The 23457-nt window shown below is 36.4% G+C and carries 14 protein-coding genes; 4 read left to right on the top strand and 10 right to left on the bottom strand.

Translation table 11 applies throughout. From position 1 onward, the window contains the following. Positions 1–109 precede the first annotated feature (109 nt). The 5 genes from DMB65_RS08390 to DMB65_RS08410 form a co-directional block, all read right to left on the bottom strand. Positions 110–1747 (bottom strand): glycoside hydrolase, encoded by a 1638-nt coding sequence (locus DMB65_RS08390; RefSeq protein WP_110306195.1) that lies wholly within the window; start codon positions 1745–1747, stop codon positions 110–112. Between the two features lies 1 nt (position 1748). Next, complete coding sequence (locus tag DMB65_RS08395; protein WP_110306196.1) at positions 1749–3350, bottom strand: RagB/SusD family nutrient uptake outer membrane protein; 1602 nt, start codon at positions 3348–3350, stop codon at positions 1749–1751. Positions 3351–3362: 12 nt separating this feature from the next. Beyond that, complete coding sequence (locus tag DMB65_RS08400; protein WP_110306197.1) at positions 3363–6395, bottom strand: SusC/RagA family TonB-linked outer membrane protein; 3033 nt, start codon at positions 6393–6395, stop codon at positions 3363–3365. A gap of 46 nt (positions 6396–6441) precedes the next feature. Further along, positions 6442–7842 (bottom strand): cadherin repeat domain-containing protein, encoded by a 1401-nt coding sequence (locus tag DMB65_RS08405; protein ID WP_110306198.1) that lies wholly within the window; start codon positions 7840–7842, stop codon positions 6442–6444. 627 nt (positions 7843–8469) lie between these two features. Then, entirely contained in the window at positions 8470–12513 is a 4044-nt protein-coding gene (locus tag DMB65_RS08410) for a two-component regulator propeller domain-containing protein (RefSeq protein ID WP_110306199.1), read from the bottom strand. Between the two features lie 333 nt (positions 12514–12846). On the opposite strand from DMB65_RS08410, the gene DMB65_RS08415 reads away from it, so the two are divergent. Continuing rightward, entirely contained in the window at positions 12847–13767 is a 921-nt protein-coding gene (locus tag DMB65_RS08415) for a phytanoyl-CoA dioxygenase family protein (RefSeq protein WP_110306200.1), read from the top strand. 560 nt (positions 13768–14327) lie between these two features. Next, positions 14328–14687, top strand: coding sequence for a hypothetical protein (locus tag DMB65_RS08420; protein WP_110306242.1), 360 nt, complete (start codon positions 14328–14330; stop codon positions 14685–14687). 63 nt (positions 14688–14750) lie between these two features. Here DMB65_RS08420 and DMB65_RS08425 read toward each other — a convergent pair whose 3' ends face one another. From DMB65_RS08425 to DMB65_RS08445, 5 genes are all read right to left on the bottom strand, one after another. Then, positions 14751–16169 carry a TolC family protein gene (locus DMB65_RS08425; protein WP_110306201.1) on the bottom strand — a complete coding sequence of 473 codons (1419 nt, stop codon included), beginning with the start codon at positions 16167–16169 and terminating at the stop codon, positions 14751–14753. Continuing rightward, a complete protein-coding gene (locus DMB65_RS08430; RefSeq protein ID WP_110306202.1) occupies positions 16150–17505 on the bottom strand; it encodes an HlyD family secretion protein in 1356 nt (451 codons plus the stop codon). Before DMB65_RS08430 ends, DMB65_RS08425 begins: the two co-directional genes overlap by 20 nt. A gap of 2 nt (positions 17506–17507) precedes the next feature. After that, the gene (locus DMB65_RS08435) at positions 17508–19163 is read right to left on the bottom strand and encodes a peptidase domain-containing ABC transporter (protein WP_110306203.1); all 1656 of its coding nucleotides are present in this window, start codon (positions 19161–19163) and stop codon (positions 17508–17510) included. Between the two features lie 96 nt (positions 19164–19259). Further along, positions 19260–19664 carry a hypothetical protein gene (locus DMB65_RS08440; RefSeq protein ID WP_110306204.1) on the bottom strand — a complete coding sequence of 135 codons (405 nt, stop codon included), beginning with the start codon at positions 19662–19664 and terminating at the stop codon, positions 19260–19262. Between the two features lie 164 nt (positions 19665–19828). After that, positions 19829–21055 (bottom strand): PQQ-dependent sugar dehydrogenase, encoded by a 1227-nt coding sequence (locus DMB65_RS08445; RefSeq protein WP_110306205.1) that lies wholly within the window; start codon positions 21053–21055, stop codon positions 19829–19831. Between the two features lie 360 nt (positions 21056–21415). On the opposite strand from DMB65_RS08445, the gene DMB65_RS08450 reads away from it, so the two are divergent. Next, positions 21416–22924 carry an ankyrin repeat domain-containing protein gene (locus DMB65_RS08450; RefSeq protein WP_110306243.1) on the top strand — a complete coding sequence of 503 codons (1509 nt, stop codon included), beginning with the start codon at positions 21416–21418 and terminating at the stop codon, positions 22922–22924. Between the two features lie 50 nt (positions 22925–22974). Then, on the top strand, positions 22975–23457 hold the full coding sequence (locus DMB65_RS08455) for a DUF2271 domain-containing protein (protein WP_110306206.1): 483 nt from the start codon (positions 22975–22977) through the stop codon (positions 23455–23457).

The raw sequence follows: 23457 nt of genomic DNA on the forward strand, positions 1-23457 counted from the left end.
CGACGCAGAAGGAATCTCCGCAAGCCTGAATCAAAAGCAAAAATAGTTGTCGATCTTGCACCGGAGATTCTTCGTTCCTCAGGATGACAAACATTACGGATAAAACCTGTTATTTATACGTTCCCACATACGTCACAACTGACCTTGCCGGAATTTCTAAATTCGTAGCATCGACAGCTGTTCCTTTTTTAAGACTCAACGTTTCAGAAGTTGTGTAAGGTGTTAATTTATTATCTGTTAACGCGCCTCCTGAAAGGTTAAATTTGTATGTTTTTGCTGCTTTACTGATGTTTACTGCAACAATTACCAATTTTTTCGCAGCAACATCCTTATAAGCGGTTACCATAACATCGTTTACTGCTTTTGCACTATCAACACTCGGAATCTGAACTCTTATCATTCCCGGTTTTACGAAGAAAGAAAAGTTTCCTAATGCCCAAAGTGTTTTAGAATCCCTGATAAATCCGTCATTTTTACAATAATTGGCATCTCCGGCACCATTGCTTGAGCCGTTGTCGACGTGAATTAATCCGTCTTTGTAATCACCACGGCTAATGGCTGTCCACCATTGCCATGAAGTGACACCTCCAACCGCAATATCTGTACTGATGATACGGGCTGTCCAAAGCGCCAAAGAAATTCCTAAATCCCTTCCAGGACCTGCACCACCTGGCAATTCAGCCGTTCCTGGGCTTTCTAAAACACAATATTCTGTAGACCAAAGACTCAATCCTCCAATAGATTGTGCTCGAGTAGCAGCTAATTCCCTTGAATTTACTAACTCTCTTAAAGGCCATGCCTGCCAGTAACTGTGTGCTGAAATGGTTTTCTTTACATTGCTTAAACCTGCAATATTTTTAGCTGAATTTGCAGCAAAGAAATAATCGATCTGGTTGGATCTGTTTTCTTTACCTGAAATCGTTTTGTACAAAGGCTCATAAGATCCGCCTTCTCCTACTACAATCTGCGAACTCAGTCCTTTTGACTGCAATTTTGGCGAAAGCACATTCACAAAACTGTAAATATTGGCGTTTGTAGCCGGAGACCCTTCCTGACCGGAACCGTCCCATTCGTATTGCGGTTCGTTAAACGGACTCACATAATCGATTGTTAATCCGTGTTCTGTTTTTAATTTGTCTAAAGATGTGGCCCAAAAATCAGCCAGTTCTGACATTTTGCCTTCTTTCAGGTTGTAATATTCTTTGATACTCGCATGCGCTTTTCCGTTTTGTGTTAAATAAACCGGTGCACTGTTCGCAAAAGCCAATAATTTGTTTACACCACGCTCTTTGGCCGCTTTCATAAACCAAACCTGACCTGCTTGTTTGGTCATATCGTAATCGACACCGTTGGTAGTGAAGCATTCTGTACGTCTCCATTCGTCACCAATATCGCTTGCCTCGCCTTGTTCTGTACTTCCTGACCCCAGATTAAAACGCCATAACGACAAACCAATTCCTTTTGGGTTTCCTTCTGCATCCAGATCATTACTGAAAAGCAAATCGGCCATTTTATTTTTTTTATCCGAAGGCCAGTTTTTTCCAATAAAATTACACTGCCACGCATCAGAAGCTCCAAAACTTTCCATGGTCTGAAGATTCGCATCCAGGTTAATTTTGAGTTCTGCAACAGCATTATCAGAATCAGAATTTTCGTTTTTATCAGAATCACAGCTCACAAAAAGAGAGCTTGCTAAAAGCAAGCCTGCACACAGCAGACTTACTTTATTATTTTTATATAATTTCATCTTAATAATTAGGGTTTTGAGTAATTACACCTCCACTTAAATCTCTCTCAATTTGTGGTATTGGCCAAAGTAAATGTTTAGCTGGATCAAAATTAATTCCCTTATCCTGGGCTTCTTTTGTATTTGTTGTTTCGTAGGGATCCGTAGAACTTAAATTGTATTTCACAAAAGTACCATTTGGCCCCATCAAAGTTTCAATTACTCTTTTTCCTGTTGTTGGATCTTTTTCACGACGGATATCAAACAGACGCAATCCTTCAAAAGCCAATTCTAAGCGGCGCTCTTTGTAGATTTGTTTTAAAAGCGTTGGCCCTGAAATTCCTGTTTTAGGTTCTAAATCTACACGATCACGAATAATATTGATATCAGCCAAAGCGTCTCCGCTGGTGTGATAACTTGCTTCTGCTCTTGTCAGGTACATTTCAGCCAGACGAATCAACGGAACATTTAATGGTAAATGACCATCTTTTTTATCTAATGTACGACGTGTAGCGATTGGAATGTAATATTTACGGCAGATACGTCCTGATTTATTATCATTTAAACTGAATTTATGAGTTGGGTTTAAAACCTCATCTCCATAAGCAGCTTCTCCCCATTTGGTAATGGTGCTTCTGCGTCGAATCACATCATTTTCTGAAAGATAAGCATTCTCCAGGTCACTGGTTGGCATACACCATCCCCAACCGTCAATAACATCCTTAGCATCATTACTCGGGAAGTTTTTCTTGTCTTCTCCCCTTGCTCCCGATAAAGTTGGCAGCATAGATCCTAAAGCTTCATTTTGTACAGAAGATGACTGAGCCTCCAGAATAGATTCTTTACCATTATGATTGTTTACATTCCAGATATCCAGGAAATTTTCTTCCAATGAATATGGTCCTTCTGTAATTACTTTATTCGAATACAATTTTGCATCTGCCCATTTTTCCTGAAATAAGGTCACACGGGCCAATAAAGCATAAGCAGCCCATTTGTTTATTCTTCCGTTTCTGGCTACCGGAATTCCTTCCAGCTTCGCAGCAGACTCTTTTAAGTCGGCTTCAATTTGCGCATATACCTCTGTAGCAGGGCTTCTCTGTAATTTTAGATCACCTGTTCCCAAAGATTTTGTATATAATGGGACTGCTCCAAAAAGATTAACCAATTCATAGTAGCAATAGGCACGAACAAATAAGGATTCACCCATATATTGATTTTTCTGAGCATCGGTAATTGGTGAATTTACCATTTTTTCCAAACCGATATTTGCTGATTGAATCGTGTAATAATGTGCCGTGTAAATACTATTCATATCCCCCATATTATCCGGAGTAACGATGTATTGCGAACAAGGTCTGTGGGCTGAATTATCCTGACCTGTATTACCCATCCAGGCATCATCTGTTGCCATTTCGTTTGTAATTCTTGGAGCAAGCAATGTGTACCAGTCTTTAGAAAGCAATAACCTTTGTGTTAATTCATTGGTGTATTTTTCGCATTCCTGCGCTGTCTGAAAGTAGTTGTCCAGCGTCTGTGTTCCTCTTTCTTCTTTTTCAATAAAATCCTCACAGGAAACTGCAAACATTGAAAAAGCTAGTATTGATAAAATTATTTTTTTCATGTCTTTCTATTATTAAAATGCTACATTAAGCCCCATCAAAATGGTTGGCTGAACCGGATAATTCCATCCTCCAAAACCTGATCCTTTAACTCTGTCATCCTTATCAGGATCTCCTCCTGCAACTTCAGGATCTACACCTGAATAGTTTGTCCATGTCCATAAATTCTGTCCTGACAACGATATTCTCAATTTGTCTAAGCCAAACTTATTCTGGAACGTATATCCTAACTGAATGTTCTTCATACGGACAAATGACCCATCCTCTACATAAAAAGAAGAGAACTTAGTAAAGTTTTCATTGTTGTCATCTTTAGACAAACGAGGAACATAATTTGAAGTTCCTTCTCCATGCCATGCCATTTGATCTAATCCGTCTACTTTGTTTGTTAAGCTTGCACCATTATATAAATCTGAGATGTTCTGGTTTACGATATCATTTCCGATACTTGAATAAAAATTAGCCACCAAATCAAATTGTTTATAACCGAAATTAAAATTCAGACCTACATTGTAATCTGCCCATGGAGAACCAATTTTAGTTCTGTCTTTATCATCTAATTTTCCGTCACCATTGATATCCTTAAAACGAATATCACCCTCTTTTGCGTACGGCTGTAATTTAGTTCCGTGTTCATCTGTATGTGCATTCAGTTCTGTCTGATTTTGGAATAAGCCATCTGCTACATACCCGTAAAAATAACCAGGTTCATCGCCTTTAACCGTCAAAGTTCTGTTTCCTGCCCCATAAAGTCTTTCTCCTTCAGATGATAATGACAACATTTCAACATTAACTGTTGTAAAAGTCAGGTCTACACCATATGAGAAATCGCCTTTTTTATCTTTATAAGAAAGTAATAAATCTATACCGCTGGACTGCATGGAACCAACGTTTGTCCAGATAGTTGAATAACCAGGAAAACCGCTGTATGTTGGAAATTGTTTCTTGAACAACATATCATTTGTTTTCTTTTGATAGTATTCTAATGATCCTGAAAGTTTATTTTTCCATAATGCGAAATCAACTCCAAAATTGATATCCTCAACCGTTTCCCATTTGATATCTTTGTTAGCCATGGATGAAGGATAAGAAGTATCTACCATTTCACCTCCAATTACGTAGTAACCTTGACCAATATTAGACTGATAAACAGAAGTCGGAAGCCCCTGATTACCAACTTTACCCCAGCCAGCTCTTAATCTAAGGTCATTTATAACTTCTTTTGTATTCTCCATAAAACCTTCATTCGAAATTCTCCATGATGCAGAAGCAGATGGGAAATTGGCCCATTTGTTGTTTGCCATAAACTTAGAAGAACCATCGCGTCTGAAAGTACCTGTAAAATAATATTTACTGTCGTAGTTGTATGAAAAACGTGAAATATAAGACATCACAGAACTGGACCAGCTGTTCCCTCCGCTGTCCCGGTTTTTAGTAGCTGCATTTACCTCTCTCATTGATTCTGAATTGTTAGGTACACCTTCACCATACGCCCAGGTATCATTGCCATTATATTCTTCCATAGTGCTACCAATCATCAGGGAAGCATTGTGTTTTTCTGCAAATGTTCTGGAATACGTTGCGGTACTTTGCCATGTCCAGTCATGATTTGTAGTTGCTTTTCTTTCCACACTGTTAATTTCAGCTTTTTCGTGCGCCGCATCGATTACAAAGTCAGGTCTGAAAATACTTTGTACTTTATTCCCTACCTCAATAGAAGCCTGAGTACGAATTACCAAACCTTTAACAGGCTTATATTGTAAATAACCATTGGTGTTTAAGTTATACTGATCTGTATAGTCATCATACCTTTTTACAGCCGCAACCGGATTCCATACATACGAAGGAGAACGTGCATAAATGCTGTATTCATTTTCTAACCCTGTCAATTGATCTGCGGGTTTGTAAATTGGCGTGATTGGATCAATTTTAACAAAATCAGCCCAGTTTCCTGGTCCTCCCCAACTTTCATAACGTGGGTTTAAAGTAACTCCTGCTGAAAATTTATCCGAGAATTTAAAATCATTATTGATTCTCATTGTGATTCTCTCCCATCCTCCTATTTCATAAAAAGATTCTGAGTCGTAATAGTTTAAGCTAACCGCATACGTGTGTTTGTCTGAACCTCCCGAAGCTCCTAGAGAAGCATTTGTTACCGGAGCACTTTTTCTGATTCCCGCACCCCACCAGTCTGTAGTTTTTCCTCTGTACTGAGAAGCATCTGGTAAATAATCTGAATAGCCCGAATTATTATAAGCCGTATTCATAATGTTAGCATAGCCTTCAGCATTTGCCATATCGTATGGATTCTCCATCATCTGCATACCTGAACTCAGATCAAAAGTAAATCTTGTTTTTCCTGATTTACCCTTTTTTGTTGTAATAAGAATAACCCCATTAGAAGCACGAGAACCGTAAATAGCACTCGCAGAAGCATCTTTTAAAACTTCCATCGACTCAATTTCGTTATTACTCAAAAAGTTGATACTGGTTCCCATCGGAATACCATCTACCACATAAAGCGGATCAGTACTAAGGTTGATCGTAGAAATACCTCGAATCAATACCCTTGGCTGCGCACCCGGACCTCCCTGTCCAGTTACCTGAACCCCGGCAACTTTTCCCTGTAAGGATTCTGTAACGTTACCCACTGTCATGGTTTGCAGTTCTTTTCCTTTTACTGAAGAAATAGAACTCGTTACATCGCTCTTTTTTACAGAAGCATATCCTACTACTACAATTTCATCCAAAACCTGGCTGGATTCTTCTAAAGTTACATCAAGAGTAGTTTTATCTCCGGCAGCAACGACTTTCGTTGTAAAACCAATGAAAGAAAATTCGATCTGAGTATTTTTATTAGGGACAGAAATCGAAAACTTTCCATCAAAATCTGTTGCTGTTGAGTTAGAAGTTCCTTTAACAATTACATTGACCCCCGGAATTGGCACATTGGCCTTATCCTTAACAGTTCCTTTGATTGTTATTTGCCCAAATGATGCAGCACTGCACAATACGGCAATAAAAAACCATATATATTTAAATTTCATATTTCGCTATTTTATTTATTAATGTTATAACAAAGACTATAACAACCTATTTTTTTGTTATAAAGGCTCTTTCCAACTCGGTATCAACAATAACTTTGTAAACACCCGCAGCTGCTGTGTATGCACCATTACCATTTTCTCCTGGAGACATAGTGGCAATACCATTATTAATCAATCTCCATTGTGGATTCCACCACTGCCCTGTGAAAGTAATTTTCATAGTTGATCCTGTAAGTGTAATCTCTCCAACTAATTGGTACGGATTATCTGGATTATTAGCCAGGTGTAAACTTCCCATAACCCATGCATTCCATGTGTCCCAGTTAGCGTCTTTGACTCCTTCACCACAAACACTCACAAAAGTTTTTCTTAGTGCTTCATCATCATTCCATGATCCGTTAGCAACATCTGCCCAAACTTTGCTTGATGGCGTATATTTAGTAACCGTGTAAGTCATTGTGTTTGGGTTCATTTTAATGTTGTAATACCCTTTTGTCGGCAAAATAATTGGTGATGAAGAAGCAGCATCAATAATATTTCCTGAGGCATCCAATCCAAAACAATGTGGGGCAAAGTCAGATTCCTGTCCTAAGAAATAAATTTCTTTATTATCCTTATCAGCATAATATTTAAATTCAAAATTCTGCCCGTTTTTCTCATGGAAATACATCGGAACACCTGCTGCATCCGTTTTGAGGTTAGTCCCTTTTGGCTGGTCACATAAATAAATGGCAGGATACTCATTTGTAGCCACCACATTGATATTTAAAGATCCTGTATTCGGAATTTTAAATTTATCTTTAGCCGTAATTGTCAATACATAATTTGCTGCAGTAACTGGTAAAACATATTCTTTACTGAATGTATACGTTTGCGGTGAGCCTTCTAACTGAACAGTTTCATTAATACCAAGAGCAGCACATTGAACCTGAACGTAATCGATACCTGAATCATCATTCACAACAAAATTTACCGGCATTATGTTACTTGTCGATAATAAAATAACAGCTCCATCATTTGGGGAAAGCATACTTATTGCAGGGGCAGCAAATTCTCCGTCTAAGCGCAAGTCTATTTCCTTATCAACAGTATTACCAGAAACGTCTGTAATGGTTAATTTAATTTTGAAAGTTTCAGAAGTTCCTCTGTCTGCAGGAACTTCAAAAAAATAACTTAGGTTGTAGGTTTCAAGCAACGGATCTGTTGCAAACGTAATGACTTTATCAAGTGACAATTCAGGTATTTGAATTTGTACACTTTTTAATCCTAAGTCATCTGCCAAAGCGGCCTTTATTTCAAATTTTCTGGTTGGAGCACCATAAATTTCAGTTGTCGCAACCACAATCGTAGGGTCGTCAGAACTTGGAAAATCAGCTTCATTATTTTGACATCCTGTAAACAGGAGGGCAAAAAAAGCAAGAAAAAATAAAAATACATTTTTTTTCATTTCTTTAATTTTAAGGTTAGGTTAGTTTGTTTGTTTTTAGAATTCTAAAAGTGATTGCAATCTTGTAGGTTTTATAATTTTTGGGGTAAAACAGAATGGATTATAAGATTCTTTTCATTTTTTATTTGATTATTCTTTTAGGTTTATTTCTTTTTATATTCTTTCGTTATGAACTTGTTTTGTTTAAAACCCGCAATTTTTCAACTGCGGGTTAGATAAGTAATTGTGTAAAAACTAACTCTCACTATCTTCATTTAAAGAAGGCTCAATTCTTTAAGCAGATAAAAACTTATCTCAAAAACTAACACTTATAACATACAGCCACATAACTCACATGCAACCTGTAGATGCAAAGTAATGTCTAGTTTGAAATTTCGATAAGGGGTAAAATGGAAAAAAAAGGAGGTCAAATTCGCAATCAGGAGTTATTTTATATCAAAAATTAAGGAGTACAAAAAAATAACAGCTTTTTTTTACACAAACCATAATTCAGTATGCGGTTATATCTCAAAGTCTTAACAAAGCCTGTTTTTAGTTAAAACAGGCTTTATATTATAAAATAAACCCTTCGAAGTTAAACCTTATATACCCCGTTTAACGCTTTGGGCTTGATTAATCTTGATGAGGTTATTTAATAATATTCAAATCAGAATTAAAAGAACTCTTATACTTTTTGATGTATTCTGAAGGTGTCATTCCAAATAATTTCACAAACTGCTGTCTAAAATATTTAGGATCTTCAAAACCAACCTCTGCACTGGCCTGGGCTATATTCATTTCTTCAGTTAACATAAGCATGGCTGCCCTCCTGATCCTTACTGAACGGATAAAAGCATTTAAGGTCTGACCGGAAATGATTTTGATTTTGGTGTAAAGTGTTCTGTGACTCATTCCCATTTCTATGGCAAAATTTTTAATGGTAAAATCTCTTTTATGAATATTGGCTTCTACAATATCAATACATTTTTTCAAGATTTCCTGATATTCTACAGGAACCTTTTGCGTATTTTCCCTGAGGGTGATACTGTTTAAAAAATACGTTCGGAGATTGCTTCGGTTTTTCAGTAATGATTCTACCCTCGCCACCAGAATATCATCATCAAAAGGTTTTGTTATATAATCATCGGCTCCGTCACTGATTCCCTGAAGATGTGTTTCAGGATTTTTTGACGCTGTAAGCAGGATTACCGGAATATGGGATAAAGTATCACTTTCCTTAATTTTTCGGCATAATTCCAGTCCGTCCATTTCTTCCATCGTAATATCACTTATTACAAGGTCCGGCATGTGTTTTTTGGTGAGTTTTAAACCTTCTTCCCCATTTTCTGCACTGTAAATAATATAATTTTGTGAAAACAATTTTATCAGATATCCTCTAATTTCTTCATTATCATCAATTATTAAAACCGTGCGTTTTTCAGTAAGCAGGTTATTTTGAAAATCATTTTCTGAAACCGTAGAAACCGTATTATTTTCTTCGATGTCATTAATAATCAATTCATCAAACAACTGGCTTCTTTGCGGAATTTCATCTGTTATACGTGCGTTTTCAAAATGATTGCTTCCTTTTAAGAAGGTGAGTTTAAAAATACTTCCTTTTCCTGCTTCGCTGCTACAACTTACCGTTCCTTTATGTTTATCCGTAAAATATTTAACAATGTAAAGTCCGATACCAAAACCGGTTCCAACTGAAACTTTTGAATTGATTTGTTTGAATTTTTCAAAAATAACATCAATATCTTTTTTCTCAATTCCATCACCGTTATCTGATATTTCCATCATGACCTGAGTTTCGTTTTCTGTAAGGATCAGCTTAATTTCTCCTCCGGTCTGTGTATACTTGAAAGCATTTGACATCAGGTTGAACAGCGAAATTTCGATTTTTTCATAATCACCAATCATTTCAATTTCATGATCCGGAATGGTAAAATTGTACTGAATATTTTTGTCTTTGGCCTGATTTACAAAACACTGATAGACTTCATTACACAAATTATTAACGTTAATATTCGATAATCTAAGAGAATCGGCATCATTTTCGGCTTTTCTAAAAAGTAGTAACTGGTCAACCAGACTCAAGAGTCTTCGTGCATTTCGGTGTGCAATCGCCAAATCACTTCCTGACGATCCGTTTTGAACGTTCTCTTTTTGAACAGCTTTTTTAAGCGGATTTATAATCAGCGAAAGCGGAGTTCGAAACTCATGGGAAATATAAGTAAACATCGACGATTGTTTTTCGGCAATTTCCTTTTCCTTCTTGCTTTCGAGTTCGGCAATTTTGACCTTATATTTTAGTTTTTCTTTATTTCTATTATATTCCAGATAGGCAAAAAGAATTCCGACGACACCTAATAGATACAACGAATACGCCCACAAAGTTCTGTACCAAGGAGGTAAAACCTCAATTGTTAAAAGGCTGACTTCTTTATTCCAGCCACCTTTAAAGTTGGTCGTTTTTACTTTAAAGGTATATTTTCCTTCGGGCAATCGCGAGTAATTTGCTTTTCGGGACTGCCCCACATAATTCCATTGCTCATCCCAGCCATCCAAGAAATAGGCATAATTTATTTTATCGGCATTATTGTAATCTATAGCAACAAATTCCAGTGATAAAGTCGTTTGATCATACTCTAAACTCACTTCTTTTATTTTTCCCTTATTTTCGGCTGAAGCTAATCCAACCTTACTTACTTCAACAGGCTGATTGTTTACATAAAAATCTGAAAGTAATACATTATTTTCCTGATTGAAACTTTTAACTGCTTCCGGGAAAAAGATGTTAAAACCATTTATTCCTCCAAAAAGAAATTCTCCGGACGCTAATTTAATCCCGGCATTAAAACTAAACTGATTGCTTTGAAGCCCATCATTTACAGAGAAATTCCGAAAAGTTTTTCTTTTTTTGTCAAACCTGCAAATACCGTTGTACGTACTCATCCAGAGATTTCCTTCTTTATCTTCCAGTAATCTTAAAATGGTGTTCGAAGGCAGGCCATCATCTGTGGTAAGCCTTTTAAATGTATTTGTTTTTCGGTTAAATAATAACAATCCGCCTTCCTGGGTTCCCAGCCAGAGATTTTTGTCTTTATCCTCATGAATACAGCGGACAGGCTTGCCAATAGCAACCTTATTTATTTTGCGGCTTTCCTTATCAATTGAATATAAATTGGAATAGTTTCCTCCCCAGAGTTTACCGTCACTGGTTTCTGTAAGGCATTGCAGATTTGTGACCGATTTATCAAAAAGAACAAAACGGTTTGCAGCACGGTCAAAAAGATACAGTGCCCCTTCGTTTGTAGCACTTGCCCAAATATTAGCTTTTGAATCCTTATAAACAAGCCAGATATTTTTCTCATTCTGTCCGGTAAACGGATTATAACATGAAAACTGGGTTACCGTATTATTGTTTTTATTGATTCTGTTTACGCCTCCAGCCCAGGTAGAAATCCAGATATCATTGTTATTGTCTCGAATGACTCCCGTGATAAAACTGCTGGAAAGTTTGTTGTTGTAATTTACATAAGTATCACTTTTTCTATCCCAGTATTTTAAGCCTGCGCCATCAGTACCTACCCATAGATTGTTTTTTTCATCTTCACAGAAAGATAAAATAAAGTTTTCAGCAGGGTCTTTAGCATTGTCCCTGACGTTTTTAAAATATTTTGGTGTATTGCTCAGCATACTCACACCGCCACGCAAAGAACCAAACCATTTGTTTCCTGATTTATCTTTATACAAACTCCAGACCGAATTACTTTTGGCCAACTGATTGTTTTTTATTGCATTATAAGGAATCGCTTTTTTACTTTTCCCGAGAATCTGATAAACACCACAGCCATCTGTTGTCAGCCAGATTTCGCCTTCTTTTTCCAGATGAATACCACTCACAATGCATTTATTTAAAAAATAGTTCTCAGAAAGAACCCCTGTTTTAGTGTTACACAAAAAAAGCCCTTCATCAGTTCCTATCCAAAGATCTCCATCACGATTAATCTTCATTGCTTTCACTTCTAAAGAAAATTTAAAAACAACGCTTAGCTTTTTTGAAGTGTAACTGTAATTACAGAGTCCAACATTACGAACATAGACCCAACAAGAAGCACTTTTTTTATCATCTTCAATCGCTAAAGGATCGTAGTTATTGACAACATTTCTGTTCCCTAACATGACAAGGGAAATATGTTTGCCGGTAAATGAACCATTTTCAAAAGCAATCAGTCCCAAATCCTGTGAAGCAACCAAAACGAGATTTTTAGAAACCGTTCGTATCTGATGAATAATGTCCTTTAAAATTTCAGGCTTTTTATTTAAAAATCTATAGCTGACAGCATGAAACGTTGCTTTGGATTTGTTATAAACACAAACACCATTTGAACCTCCAACCCAGATATTTTTCTTTGAATCACCTTCAATATTATAAATTGTATTAAAGAGCAGCGATTTTTTATCGTTGATCCTGTTGCGGAAAACTTTAAAATTATATCCGTCATAGCGATTAAGTCCGTCATAACTGCCAAACCACATATACCCGTCACTATCCTGAAATATAGTAGTAACCGAATTATTAGATAACCCATCAGAAATATCAAGAAACTTAACCGGATTTTCCTGCGAAGTAATAAGTACAGGAAATCCCACTAACAACATCAGATTAATAAAAAATTTCTTCAAATTTATTTGTTTTTAAAATTAAAAGCCTTTTATTTTGTTAAAACACTACAATTACGCAATAAAATTACGAATAATTTAAAAAAAGACTACTAAAAAGAAAACTGGGGTTTACTTATTTTTGTTCCGAACATATAATTTGTTGCTTTAGATTAAAAAAACGGACAGACACAAAAAACAGGTACTTATACTTCACGGAAATAATTCTGAATCGGCTATTTTTGGTTCTGATTAAATAGAAGCTAATTTCAAATTACGTTAACGGTTTTTCCCGACTTAGCTGATGCTATAACAGATAAATCAAAATTCATAATAAACTAAAAAACGCTGTAAACTATGCCTTGGAACATTCTAAAAAATTTATGGAAACAGACAGTAGATCCTGATACTATTTCCAAAGAAAATAAAGCCAAAACCTGGAACAACGAAATAAAAACCTTGTATCAATTAGGTATCAGTATGGAAGATACCTTACAGTTTTTATATGCTCAGAAACCCGATTTTAAAACTTTTAAACGCTGGATCGATGACAAAAAAAAAGAGACTCCTGAAAGAAACGAAACTTATACTGAAGATGTTCTCTCACAAGAGGATCTGGATTTTTGGGACCATAATGGTTATATTGTTGTAAAAAATGCTATTTCAAAAAAAGATTGTGAAGACACACAGCAAGCGATTTGGGATTATCTGCAAATGGATCCGGACAAAAAAGAAACCTGGTACATCAGACACAAGGATCAAAAAGGGTTAATGCTTAATTTTTCAGACCATGAAACCTTAAACCGAAACCGGTTTTCCCCACGTATAAAAAAAGCATACGAACAGCTTTACAAAACAACTGAAATCTATAAAACCATAGATAAAGTAAGCTTTAATCCTCCTGAAAATGAAAATTTTATTTTTTTAGGAAGCCGGCTCCATTGGGACACCAGTTTAAAACAACCCATTCCGTTTGGACTTCAGGGGCTGCTTTACCTGACGGATTGTGGCCCTGATGATGGTGCTTTTCACTGTGTTCCGGGGTTTCATAACCAGATAAACCAATGGTTAAATGATCTTGAAACCAATGAGAATCCCAGGGATAAAGCACTAAAAACACTGCAGTCAAAACCAATAACCGGAAATGCGGGTGATTTTATAATCTGGGACAATACTTTACCGCATTGCGCTACACCAAATAAAGGAGAAACACCCAGAATGGTTCAGTATCTTACCTATTTACCAAATGATTACAATGCTTTTGGGGAATGGATCTAAACGGAAGAACGTAAACAGCTCCACCCCAAAAGGAACGGACAGCATCTCTGAAATATTTATATTCACCAAAACAAAAAAAAGAATAAAACCTGAGTAAACCAGCTAGCGCAAGGGACATCCATATAAAATCAACCGAAAAAAAATATTTTTTTCCTATAATTAGTAGATAAAACATCAACAACTTATGGCACAAAGCCAACGATAACAGAATTTATTTATGCCATTTTATGATGGTATGAGTAGGGTATCTGATATTACCCGAAACCAACGTGCTAAAAAACGAAAGAAATGAATACAAAAGAAAAATCTCAATGGACAACTCCGCCACAAACGAAAAAGAGTGGGCCTCTCAAATATTTATATTCACGTAGAAAAACAGGCTTTAAACGGCGGTTCGCAAAGAGATGTTGAGTTGGACATAAACATCGATAAGGGTTCATAGCCCCGTTGCTTTAAGCATTTCAAGGTAATGGTGGCATTCAAAAACCGAATCAGGTTTTAATTTTCCGGTCCTTCCGGTCCGCCTAATGCCAAAATACTTTCAAAATACTTTTAAAATAATGACAATACAGGATTTAATTGGCAACTATTCCGTTTCAGGAAGCAATCAGGACGGTTCAGATGAAGTAACTTATAAAGGTATACTTAGATTATCTGTTGATGAAAACAACCGGATCAAAGCCAAATGGATTATCAACGAGATACAGGAACAAAGAGGTTCGGGATTTTTTAAGGATAATATCCTGGTCATTAATTTCAGTTATAATGGTGACAATAATAAAACCTACAAAGGAGTAGCCGTTTACAGATGCCTAACCAAAGATATTCTGGAAGGATTCTGGTCTGAAAAACATGGAAACCCTCTTTATTTAGGAACCGAACATTGTATCAGAATCGGAACTACTGAGCGATTAAACTAATTTCTCTTACATAAAAAACCACTTATTTTACCTGAATAAATAAGTGGTTAAGTAAAAAAAATATCAATCAGGATTTGCCAGTATTTTGTACAATTCGGCATTCGAAATGTAAAACTGATTTTCTATACCAATTTGGGAAAGTTTGGCACTGACCAGATTATTCTCCCTTGAATTGATAAGAAATATGGAGCTTTCGCCAAATGAAAACAGTTTCTCTTCAGAATTCAGCATTGTCAGATAATCTTTTACTAAATTATCAATTACCCCTTTTTGTCTTTTTAAAGAAGCTATTTCAGTTTGTTGTGCCTTAATTTTATTTTTAAGTTCCAGTCGCTGCTGATCAATATCAAACTTTAAATCCTGAATTTTGAGTTTTGCCAGTTTCAGGCTTCCTCGCTCTTTTCTGAGGAATATCGGAATGCTTAAATCAACATTGAATTTATAATCATCGGTATTGAAAGAATTAAAATATGTTGGCTCAGAAATATAATTGTATCCAACATTTAATTTAGGAAGCAACGAATTTGCTTTCAACTGCCTTCCTACTTCAAGTATGGACATTTTCGTTTCCAGAGCCTGAATTTTCGGATGGGTATCTAAGGTTTCAGCATTTACCATCATGGCAGCTGTTTTGAGTGTTTCTTCGAGCGTTTTAATTAAATTTTCTTCTGGTTTAACGCTATCATGCAATTCAACCGGAACATTTTCAATCCACAGATAATTAGAAAGATATAATTTAGCTTTGGCTAATTTTAAATTTCCGTTTTCTACGTTCAGCTGTCTGTTTCGAACGGTAATACCTGCTTCAACACTATCAATTGCTGGAGAATCTCCGTGTTTGATCAGTTTTTTTACACCTTCAAAACGTGTACTGGCAAAGCCTAAATAGCTGTTGTACAATTCGGCTTCCTTATAGCTTTTTCGCCATTCAAAATAAGCCTCGCTGGCTTTGTACAAAACTTCTATTGCTTTCAGTTTTCGCTGTGCATCGCTCAGTTTTAATTGTAATTTACCTTCACGGACATCTGCCATACGCTGATTGATAAACATGCCCTGTCCTAAGGCAACATTGATACCTAAAGAAGTCAAACCTGCTTCCGGAGTACGGTTTTGAGGGTTGTAATACTGTCCGTTTGTATCGTCGAAGCCTGCCTTAATTTCGATTCCGTACCAGGTAGGAATTTTAAAACTGCTGTTTAGAAGGGAATAATATTCAGTCCCTTTAAATTCTTTTTTACTGTAATCCACTTCAATTTTAGGATCAAACCCACCACGGGCAACCATGAGTGCTGCCTGGGCATTGCTTATTTCAAGATTGGCCTGTTTTACAAGTGGATGGTATTTTTTTACATATCCTAAAAACTCGCTGTAACTTAATTCTTCTTTATTAAAATCCTGACTGTACAAATTAGAGAATCCGAATAAAAACAAGAAAGAAAACAGCATTACAACATATCTCCATTTATTTTTTGTCTTTGCCATTCTTCGATTCTTTTTCGTCTGCTTTATAATAATTTGGAGGAAAACCATTCAGGTTTCGCCATATTTCATACCCTACTGAAACGGTTTCGAGCAAGGCTATACTCTGTGCTCCTGCTCCGATACTTAGTTGCTTTGGCCATTTATTATCCGGCCCGTCTGGCGAAATAAGCACTCTGTATTTTCCGTTATCACTGATAAAATTTTCAATTGCTACTACTCTTCCACCGTACGTACCGTATGATAAACCCGGCCATCCGGAAAATACAATCCTTGGCCATCCGTCAAACCAGACACGAACTTTTGCACCACGATGCACCAGAGGCAAATCGATTGGGTCTACATACGTTTCTACTGCAATATCATAAGTTGCCGGCATAATGCTTACAATTGGGGTTCCCTCCTTAATTGTCTCTCCCAAACCGGTCAGTAAAGCACGGTTTACATAACCACTCTGTGGCGCTGTAATATAGTACAAACCGTTTCTGATACTATAATTCACATACTGATTCTGTAATTTATTCACCTGGGCTTCTGTATCATATTGTGTACTCAAAGCCGTAAATTTATCACTTTTTGATTTCGAAATTTTCTCTGAATACTCAGCTGTAATTCGGTTAATTTCTACTCTGGCATTTATTAATTCATTTTTACTGCTCAGTAATTTGTTTTCCTGCGTAATTACATAAGCTTCTGATTCCTGAAGCTTTAATCTTTTCTGCTCGACATCAGTAAGCGGCTTAAGACCTTCTTTATTTAAGGCTGTCGAACGGTCAAATTGTGTTTTAGCAATTCGAAGCTGGGTCTTTACTGCCACAAGATCCATACTGTCACTCTTGATTTTCAGCTGGGCCTGTCTGATTTTGTTTTGCGCCTGCTGAAGTTTCAGTTCCCTTTCTGTATTAAGGGATTTTGCCTGTACTTCAAGAGAATTCACCTTATCTCCGTATGATTCAACGGCCATTTTTTTAGCATCTACCTGTTGCTTTGTATTGCCAACAAGATTTGGATCCAGATAATCTTCTTTTACTTCAGAAATAAAAACAATCGTATCGCCTTTTTTTACATAATCCCCTTCCTTTACATACCATTTTTCGATTCTTCCGGCGATGGCATTATGAACAGTCTGCGGTCTTTGATCCGGTTTTAAAGTAGTAACAGAACCGCTACCCGAAATATTTTGTGTCCATGGCAGAAAAAGACAGCCCAGGCAAAAAATTAAAAATCCAATTATAACCCTGTTTAAAATTTTATAATGAGGCCTGCGGGCAACGCTGGTAATAGATTTGTATTTTCCCGGAGTAATAAGTACATTATTTTCTTTTGATATATTGAGCATGATTATAGCTTTATGTCATTAATAATTTTTCCGTCGTCAATTGTAATCATACGGCCGCATTTATTCTTCCAGAGATCACTTTTAGAAGTTACAATAACCGTCCATTGATTTTCTTCAGAAAGCAGAAAATTGATAATCCTGCCCGCAGTCAGTTCGTCCATTTTGTCAACAGGGTCTTCCAGGAATAATATATTAGGTTTGTGGACAATACTTCGTGCCAAAAGAATTTTCTGAATATCAGATGCAGAGAGTTCATTACCACCAGGATGTACCTGATGTTCCAGCCCGTTCGGGAACGTTTTTATATCTGGAGTCAGACCCACGTTATCAAGAGCCCATTTGAGATCATCATTATTTAGTGTATCGTTTCCAAAAAGAATATTTTCTCTAATGGTTCCTGCAAAAAGTGTATCTCCCTGTAAAAAAGTGCCGGCCTGAGCCCTGTAGGCATCTTCGTTAAGACGGTTCATATAATTATCGGTAACATACATAGCACCACTTTCAGGCTCCAGTAAGCCTGACAACAAACGCAGCAGTGTACTTTTGCCTGCTCCGTTTGTTCCTCTCAAAATGATCTTTTCACCCTGATTGATTTTAAGGTTGATATTTTTCAGGGATTTTTTATTATGAGCAGGATAATTGTAGGTTACACTTTCCGTTTCAATATTGATTCCGGTTTCAGAAATCACTGATGTTTCCGGGATACAGGAAGTTTCCATATCGGTAACCTGCCCTATTTTCTCCAGAGAAGTCAGGACATCATAAAAAGATTCTAGTCCGAAAATGATTTTCTCTACCGAATTGATCAGCAAAACAATCACAATTTCAGCTGCCACAAACTGCCCGATGTTCATTTGATGGTGTATTACCAAAAAACCACCAATAGACAATAAAGCAGCTGTAACGATTACTTTAAAAACGGTAAGCTGAATGTATTGTTTTTTCATTACCTGAAAATGTTTTTCGCGGTAATTGACATATTGACTTACATAGCCATCATTTCTTTGCAGGGCGTATTCAAAACCTCCTTTTTTGCGAAAACTGTCACGATTACGGGCAATTTCCTGCAACCATGCTGCAACTTTGTATTTGAATTTTGATTCGTTAAGACTCGTTTCGAGTCCGTTTTTATATGAAAATTTAAAAATAATATATAAAATGGCGATAAATAAAAGACCAATTACTGTAAAGAAAGAATGATATAAAACCAAGAGTATGATTCCTAGACCAACCTGTAAAAAAGCTGCACAAAAGTCGAGTAAAAGTTTTGCAGTTCCTTTTTGTACCAGCAGAGTATCAAAAAACCGGTTAGCCTTTTCGGGAGCATATTCAGAATACATTTCCTTGAATTTGATTAAAGGTAATCTATAAGCAAATTCAAATGAGGAACGCACAAAAATGCGTTGCTGCAAATTTTCGACTATTCGCAATTGCAAAATAATAAGAATTCCGCCAAAACCTACTCCAATTGTAACCAGAATTACCAGTACAACCCACGAGACACTCAACTGTCCGCTCTGAATAAAATTAATAATGGCCTGAATTCCCAGAGGCAACGAAAGATTTACCAACCCGGCAAAAGCAGCATAAAAGATAATTTGATATACATCGCGTTTATCCAGCTGAAGTAAATTATAAAAACGTTTTAATGGTGTCATGAATTTAAAGATAAATACAATATTAATAGATATAGCATAAGGCAAAAGCCATAGCAAGTATGTCAGATTTATTCCAACAGTAACAAAATTAAGTATTTATACAGTAAATCGCGGAGGAGGTAAATGAATTTTACCATGAAACCCAAATAAGAACATTGCGTTGTCTGTATCACTTTGTTTATTTGCACCGGTTTGAAAGTACAGAACTGCTAATGAAGAATCTGATGGTATCAGATAATCTAATGGAAGGCTGGCTTTTACAAGTTTTGTTGTTTTGGCTTCCTTTTTTTCGTAATCATCCACTTCTTCCGGAATCCCATCACAATTAAAGATTTTCTTTAGAAAATTACAGGTAAGTCCCGTAATTGTATCTGTTTGGGCATTATCTGTTATAATGCGACCAAAACTATTGGATAAGTTAATACTGTTGATTAGAAAGTAACCAATTAGCAACGCCTGAAGGCATTTACTGATGATACTATTTTTAATTCTGTTCAACATTTTCCTGTTCTTAGAGTGGTGCAAGTTAGAACGAAATTTTATGACCAACATTAAAATAACATTAGAATTGAGCTCTGTTCTGTTATTTTTTTCTTAATATGGTTCAAAAAAATAGCCCGAAGAAAATCTTCCGGCTATTTATAATGCAACTAGTATTAAATTCGTTACTTTTTATCAATTTTATAGAGTCTTCCCTCATCTGTAACCGCATATAAAGCTCCATCATTTCCCTGTGTTATATCCCTGAATCTTTGATTTTCTCCGGTTAAGATTCTCTCTTCTCCAATAACACGATTATTTTCAATAGCAAGACGTGCAATATGTTTTCCGCTTAAAGCTCCGATAAAAAGGTTATTTTTCCATTCTGGGATACGATTACCCTTGTAAAAAGTCATACCGCTTGGCGATATTACCGGATCCCAGTAATAAACCGGCTGTTCCATACCATCTTTTTTCTGAATCGCATCACCAATTGGCTGACCGTTATATTCGATTCCGTAGGTTACAACAGGCCAGCCATAATTTTTACCTGACTGAAGACGATTGATTTCGTCCCCTCCACGTGGTCCATGTTCGCTGAGCCAGATTTCACCTGTTTCGGGATGCATAGCTAAACCTTGTGGATTTCTATGTCCGTATGTAAATAGTTCCGGCAAAGCATCTGACTGGTTAAAAACAGGATGGCCAGGTGCAGCCATTCCGTCTTTGTTTATCTTAATCACTTTTCCGAGACTTCCTGCAAGTGACTGCGCCAGTAGCCTGGTTTCGATAACAGAACGCTCTCCGGTACTTAATACAAGATTTCCCTGCTTATCGAAAAGAATACGTCCTCCATAATGAAGTGTACTTGAGTGAGCCGGATTTGCCCTATAAATTACTACTGCTCCTTCTACTTTTGTCTCATCTGCTGATAACTTGCCTTTAGCGACTGCAGTAACATTCCCACCTGCTACTGCATCTGAGAAAACCCAATAAATCATTCGGTTAGATGTAAAATCAGGATCCAGACACAAGCCCAACAAACCTCCCTGACCAGCAGAATTTACAGCCGGTAAACCTGTAATCTTACCTCCTGCTTCTCCCGTAACTTTAACGATACGCATATTGCCCGCTTTTTCCGTAACTAAAAACCTGCCATCGGGAAGGCTCTTTATTCCCCATGGACTGGTGAGTGTTGTGGTAATAACTTTGGCTTCAAAAGCTGTATTCGTCTGTAAACCTCCAACGCGGGTCTGACCTTCAAACGCAGGCACATAAGTTGTATTTGCATCATTATTTTCAACCGGATCAGTTGGCGTTCCCGGACCGTTCGTATTTTTATCATCGTTCGAACAGCTTAATAATAGCACTGAAGCACTCAAAAGCCATACGAGGTAGTTTGTATTTTTCATTGTATTGGAGTTTAAAATTAAAAAAATCGTTTTACTGAAACAAATTGTATTTTTTTTACTTAACTATGTAGCTCAAAAATCGACAATTATCATTAGAAAGGATTATATAATTTACCTCACGAGTTATATAATTTCTTTAACTGTCATATCCACTTTAAATTGGATCATATTATAAAAATAATCACAAAATACAAACTTATTTAAGGAATCATTAATTGGCATTCTAACATTTATTTTTATCTTTGTATTATTTTTATTTATTCTAAATAACTAAACAAAAGTTCAGCAAATTTAAACCTTTTGGGTCCTATGGCATCTAATCAGCATGATGCTTCCACCAAAAATATTTTATGTCCTATTATGAAAAATAATTTACTTGTTTGTCTTGCTATAATGGCTTCGTCATTTACAAATGCCCAGCAAAAAAACACTTTGTTAGACCAGTCTTTCTGGAAAACCAACCCAGATGTAATTACCGTAAAAGCAGCAATAGAAAAAGGCAACAGTCCTTCAGCAGTAACTTCAAATGCATTTGATGCTGTTGTTATGGCCATTAATAATGATGCTCCGGCAGAAACCATAAAATTCTTATTGGAACAGCCTGGGAACGAGGTAACCAAGCTCACACACGATAGCCGTATTTACCTTCACTGGGCTTCAGGAAAAGGAAATACAGAAATCGTTAAATACCTGATCGCAAAAGGTTCTGATATTAATTTAGAAGACAGCCACGGGATTTTTCCTATTACTGCTGCAGCCAGCAGCGGACAAAGCAATACCGAAGTTTATGACGCTTTTTTTAAAGCCGGAATAAATCCCCAAAAAAAATACAAAGATGGTGCAAACCTGCTGCTCATGGCAATTCCGTATGACAAAAATCTTTCGGTATCCAATTACTTTATTACAAAAGGATTGTCACTTAAAGATGTTGACAATGATGGAAATACAGCCTTTAATTATGCTGCCAGAACCGGAAATATTACGCTTTTAAAAACACTATTGGAAAAAGGTGTAAAATATACAGACAATGCCTTATTAATTGCGGCGCAAGGCTCACGCAGGGAAACAAACACAATCGATACTTATAAATATCTTATTGAAGATTTAAAAATAAAACCAACTGCTGTTAACAAAGAAGGCCAAAACGTGCTTCATTTCCTGGCAAATAAAGCTAATCAGACGGAAATCATCAATTATTTCACAGCTAAGGGACTAAACGCAAACAAAGCCGACAATGAAGGAAATACTCCACTAATGGTTGCAGCTTCGGCGCGGGAAACAGCAGTTTTAGAACAATTAGTTCCTCTTACTAAAAACATCAATATGCAAAACCTAAAAGGTGAATCTGCACTAACATTTGCTGTAAGATCCGGAACCCCAACTGCGGTTGATATCCTTTTAAACAAAGGAGCAGATGTAAAAGTGCTGGACAAAGATGGCAACAACCTTGGTTTTTATATAATACAATCTTATCGCCCTCAAATGATGGGTCGTGGCAGCGATAATGGTAATACAAAAGAAGACCCGCTTACTGCCAAAATGAAATTATTACAGGATAAAGGACTTCATTTAGCCACTCCTCAAAAAGACGGAAATACACTATATCATTTGGCCGTTATAAAAAATGATCTGTCTTTACTGAAAAAAATTGCAGATTTAAACATTGATATCAACGCCAAAAACAAAGATGGTTTAACAGCTTTGCATAAAGCAGCTATGGTTGCAAAAGATGATGCAGTCTTAAAATACCTTATCTCTGTTGGTGCCAAAAAAGACGTAACAACGGAATTTGACGAAAGTGCTTACGCTTTGGCAAAAGAAAACGAATCGCTCACTAAAAACAATGTATCTGTTGAATTTTTAAAATAACTTCGCTTAAATTTAAATCTCAAATTCCAAATTCCAATAAATCAATCCAAATGAAATCTGTACTTAAAATTGCTCTTACGGGCGTCCTTGTTTGTCTTGTTTCTTTTCAGATCAACGCACAATCATCCAAATACAAATGCATGTTGCAAATGTCCAATTATATGGGAGAAGGTGCTTACATCGTAGTTTCTCTTATTAATCCAGGTGGCGAATACGAAAAAACACTTTATGTAATGGGAGATGATAAAAAATGGTACAAATCATTAAAAGAATGGCATAAATTTTATGCTAAAAAGACAGAAGATATCAGTGCCAGAACTGGAGCATCGGTTACTGGCGGAGACCGCAGCATCACTACAATTGAAATTGAAAATTCTAAAATAAACAAAGGGTACAAACTACGTTTTGAATCGGTTGTTGAAGATCAGAAATATTATGTGAGCGATCTTGAAATTCCGCTTACTACTGAAGGACTTGCTGACAAAACAGAAGGTAAAGGCTACATCAGATACGTACGCCTGAACAAAATATAA

Source organism: Flavobacterium cheongpyeongense, assembly GCF_003202435.1.
Classification (GTDB): domain Bacteria; phylum Bacteroidota; class Bacteroidia; order Flavobacteriales; family Flavobacteriaceae; genus Flavobacterium; species Flavobacterium cheongpyeongense.